The organism is Nonomuraea aridisoli, assembly GCF_003236395.1.
In the GTDB taxonomy this organism is placed as follows: Bacteria; Actinomycetota; Actinomycetes; order Streptosporangiales; family Streptosporangiaceae; genus Nonomuraea; species Nonomuraea aridisoli.
In genome coordinates, this window is record NZ_POUD01000470.1 from 1 (window position 1) to 3,630 (window position 3,630).

Sequence of the window (3,630 nt, forward strand, 5' to 3'; positions counted from 1 at the left end):
CAGCCGGGGTGATCGTCGGCTGCCCGCGCCAAGACGTGGGGAGGCTGCCGGACCCGTGGGTGCGGCTGCTCGCTCGGCCACGTCTCGTCTGGTCACCCGGCCGCCTTCCACGGGGGGACGGGGAGTTCGTCGGGCAGAAGCGGGGGCACCGCCGTCGACGCGGACGCCGCGGCGTGACGCCGGCCCTCGGCCTGCGTGGCCACGATGCGCGTCCACAGCTCCTCGGGCGTCGTGCCCGTGCGGTAGACGCCGCCCGGCTTCCATGGCCCCCGGTAGTAGGCGGTGAAGCGCTGTCGGCCGGGTTCCCACAGCACCAGCCACCAGTATTTGCAGGACTGTTCGATGTGGGCCGCCCACTGGCGGCCGCCGGTGGTGTCGATGATGAGGCTCACGGCAGTTTCCTCGGTGCTGGCACAGGGTGATCACGAGAGGATGCGGGCAGGGGCAGACGGGTGGTGTTGGGCTGTCAGCGGCGGCTGGACGCCAACGGCCACGCCTGGATGCTCCGGAGGGCAGGGGGCGCGGTTCGCCGGGAATCCCGCACGTACAGCAGACGTGCGCCGAGCGCGTCGATCCGTTCTCTGCGCTGGTCGGCGATACGTCTCCCACCAAGGTGGTGGGAGGTCGGCAGGACCACGCCATACGCGTCGGACACGGTCAGCAGGTTCAGCAGGCCGACGAACGCCCGGTCGTTCACCGAGCCGCGTCCCCGATCTGTGAAGATGCCGCACAGTTGCAGCTCATGCTGGTCGCAGTACTGGGCGAGCGTCACGGTGAGCGCGGCCAGCCGCTCATGCGATGAACGGTCCAGCCGCAGGTAGCCGTAGACGATCGGGCCGTCTACTTCCCGCTGCTCTGTCAGGGTTGTCCACAAGGTGCCGTCCTCCATGACCAGGGATGATGGCCCGTGCTTCGAGGATGGCCAGCGCCGGCGCTGTTGGATACGACCGGCTGTCGCACTTGCGTTGCACTTCCGTAGGCCCGCAGCGTCGCCGCGTGCTTCCATGACCGTGGAAGGGAGCCACGCCGTGACGACCGTGCATGAGTGGACGGGCCTCGAAGCCCATGCACTTCGTCTCGCGCTGCGAATGAGCGTCCGCGTCTTCGCGCAGCATCTCGGCGTGGCCGCCCGCACCGTGGCGAAGTGGGATCAGCTCGGCTCGTCCACGCATCCGCGTCCGGACACGCAGGCGATACTCGACACGGCGCTCGCACGCGCGGACTCGGCGACACACCTGCGGTTCGAGACCCTGCTGCTGGAACTTGGCCAGGGCACGGAGCAGCACGGGCTACGCGTCACACGCGTTGGGCCGCGGGCCTGGGACTACGAGACGTGGACCGACGATCTGGACCGGGCAGTGGTCGCGCTCAGCCGCCAGAACTTCCCGTTCGCTGCCGACCTGCTCAACCGGTGGCTCACCCTGTACAACCCGCAAGCACTGGACGACAAGGGCCTGTACCTGTTCGCGCGGTCCACGACGCTGCTCGGCGACCTACAGCGGGATCAGGGCGCCGTGGCTGGCCCGCTGTCGGCCCGCCGCTCCTACCTCAACGCCCGATCGATCTACGCCCAGCTCGACATCCCGCGCCGCGTCGCGCAACTCGACCTTTCGCTGGCGGTGGTCGCAGAGATGTCTGGCCAGTTGGATGGCGCCGCCCACGAGTACGAGGCGCTCGCCGTCGACGACCGTCTCTCGCCCCGGGATCGGACCCGCGCCCGCCTGTGGGTGGGGACCGCGCTGTCCAAGAACGGCAACCATGATTACGCCGCCCGCCTGATGAGCACGGCCATCCGCGAGTTCGAGAGCATTGGCGAACCCGAGGACTGGTCCGTCGCTCACCAGAAACTTGCGCTGGCCCACCGCGGCGCCGGCAACCTCGGGGAAGCGTTCCGCCTGATCGATCTCGCCCGCGCTACTGCCGTCACAGATGCGCCCATGCAGCGGGTGCGGCTGGAGACGGCTTACGGGCACATCCTGCTTTCTGACCGGGCCACCGTGGATGATGGGCTGGTGATTCTCGACCGTGCCGCGCGCGAGGCCGCACAGCACGGGCTCGCGCATCAACTGCGCAGCATCGAGGGGATCCAAGAGTCCTTCCAGAGGGAGACGCCTCTTCCTCTGCCACGGCGATCAGGGAGCAGCCGAGTGAGCGTCAAGCAGCAGGTCATCACCGACGAGCAGCGGAGGCACGCCCGCACTATCTGGGACTACCACCAGATGGGCCATGATCTGCGCCGCTGCGATGTGGCCATCGGTCTGGGCAGCCATGACCTGGGTGTCGCTCGCGCCGCGGCCGACCTGTACCGCGCCGGCTGGTTCCCGCTGCTGGTGTTCAGCGGCGCCACCAGCTCCACCACCGCGGCGCGGTTCCCGCGCGGCGAAGCCGTCCACTACCGCGAGTATGCGCTAGAGCTCGGCGTGCCCGACGAGGCGATCCTGCTGGAGCCGAACGCCACCAACACGGGGCAGAACATTAGGCTGTCCCGTCAGGTCCTGGCCGACGCGGGAGTTCAGCCCGATTCGGTGCTGCTGATTTCCAAGCCGTACATGGAGCGCCGAGCCTATGCCACAGCACGGAAGGTATGGCCAGAGGTGGAGGTGGTGTGCGCGTCCGAGCCTCTGGAATTGGACGACTACGTCACCTCGATCGGCGACCCGAAGTTGGTCATCGACATGCTCGTCGGCGACCTGCAGCGCGTGATCGAGTATCCGAAGCTCGGGTACGCCATCGAGCAGAACGTCCCGGGAGAGGTTCATGACGCCTACCAGGCTCTTCTCCGCGCCGGATTCGACAGCAGGCTCTTCACGCCCTGATCCGCCGTACGGGGCCGTGTGCGCGATCCACCAGCCCAACCTGTTCCCTCGGCTGTCCACTCTGGCCAAGCTGTTCACCGCCGATTACTGGATCGTCCTGGACGACGTGCAGTTCGCCCGGCGCGACTACCAGCACCGCACGCGTCTGGCAGGGCTCGACGGAACACGGCAATGGCTGTCGATCGCCACTCGGCTGCCGGACGGCCGGTCCACACTTATCCGTGACGCGCGTCTGGCCGACCCTCGACGTTGTCGGCGGCGCGTCGCGCAGCTGCTCGCCGACCACTACCGGCACAGCGCCTACTGGCCGCTGTTCAAGCGGCGCCTCGGTTCCGTACTCGACCTGTTCGACAGCGGCGATCGGCTGGCGGATGTGACTGAGTTGTCTACGCGGCTGCTGCTGGAGGAGGTCGGGTGGACAGGACGCATCCTGCGGAGTAGTGATCTGCCCGCGCGGAAGGACAGGTCTCAGCGGCTCGCGGACCTAGCCTGGCTGACTGGCGCGACGAGGTACCTGTGTGGGACTGGCGGGATGACCTATCTGGACCTGGATGCGTTCAGCGCCTACTCGATCGAGGTACTCCCGTTCCGGGTTCCCGGAACGGGCATCTGGAGGTCAGCGCGCGAGGTGAGCGCCGTGGACGCGCTGCTGCTGGTAGGGCCGGGCGCTTTGCGGGCGACGCTGACGGCACTACAAGGGCGCGTTCTGACGTCGCACGAGGACGCGCTCAAGCGGGCCTGTCGTTAAGGAAGCTGTCACCAAGTAGACGGAAGCGTAAGCGGCAAGCCGGGGCGAGGGTCTTCTGAGCGGGGG

General features: G+C 68.0%; 4 protein-coding genes. 2 read left to right on the forward strand and 2 right to left on the reverse strand.

The features are described 5' to 3' along the window. Nucleotides 1-92 precede the first annotated feature (92 nt). Complete coding sequence (locus C1J01_RS46920; protein ID WP_111185505.1) at nt 93-392, reverse strand: hypothetical protein; 300 nt, start codon at nt 390-392, stop codon at nt 93-95. 74 nt (nt 393-466) lie between these two features. Continuing rightward, the gene (locus tag C1J01_RS46925) at nt 467-889 is read right to left on the reverse strand and encodes a hypothetical protein (RefSeq protein WP_111185507.1); all 423 of its coding nucleotides are present in this window, start codon (nt 887-889) and stop codon (nt 467-469) included. A 139-nt stretch (nt 890-1,028) separates the two neighbouring features. Here C1J01_RS46925 and C1J01_RS53620 point away from each other — a divergent pair, with 139 nt between their 5' ends. After that, nucleotides 1,029-2,816, forward strand: a complete 1,788-nt coding sequence (locus C1J01_RS53620; protein ID WP_328589753.1) for an ElyC/SanA/YdcF family protein — start codon at nt 1,029-1,031, stop codon at nt 2,814-2,816. A 16-nt stretch (nt 2,817-2,832) separates the two neighbouring features. Then, nucleotides 2,833-3,564, forward strand: coding sequence for a WbqC family protein (locus C1J01_RS46940; RefSeq protein WP_220040469.1), 732 nt, complete (start codon nt 2,833-2,835; stop codon nt 3,562-3,564). The last annotated feature ends 66 nt before the right edge of the window (nt 3,565-3,630 follow it).

Excerpts from the sequence above, each read along its gene's own strand:
- C1J01_RS46925 (WP_111185507.1), bottom strand. The coding sequence starts at position 889 with ATGGAGGACGGCACCTTGTGGACAACCCTGACAGAGCAGCGGGAAGTA.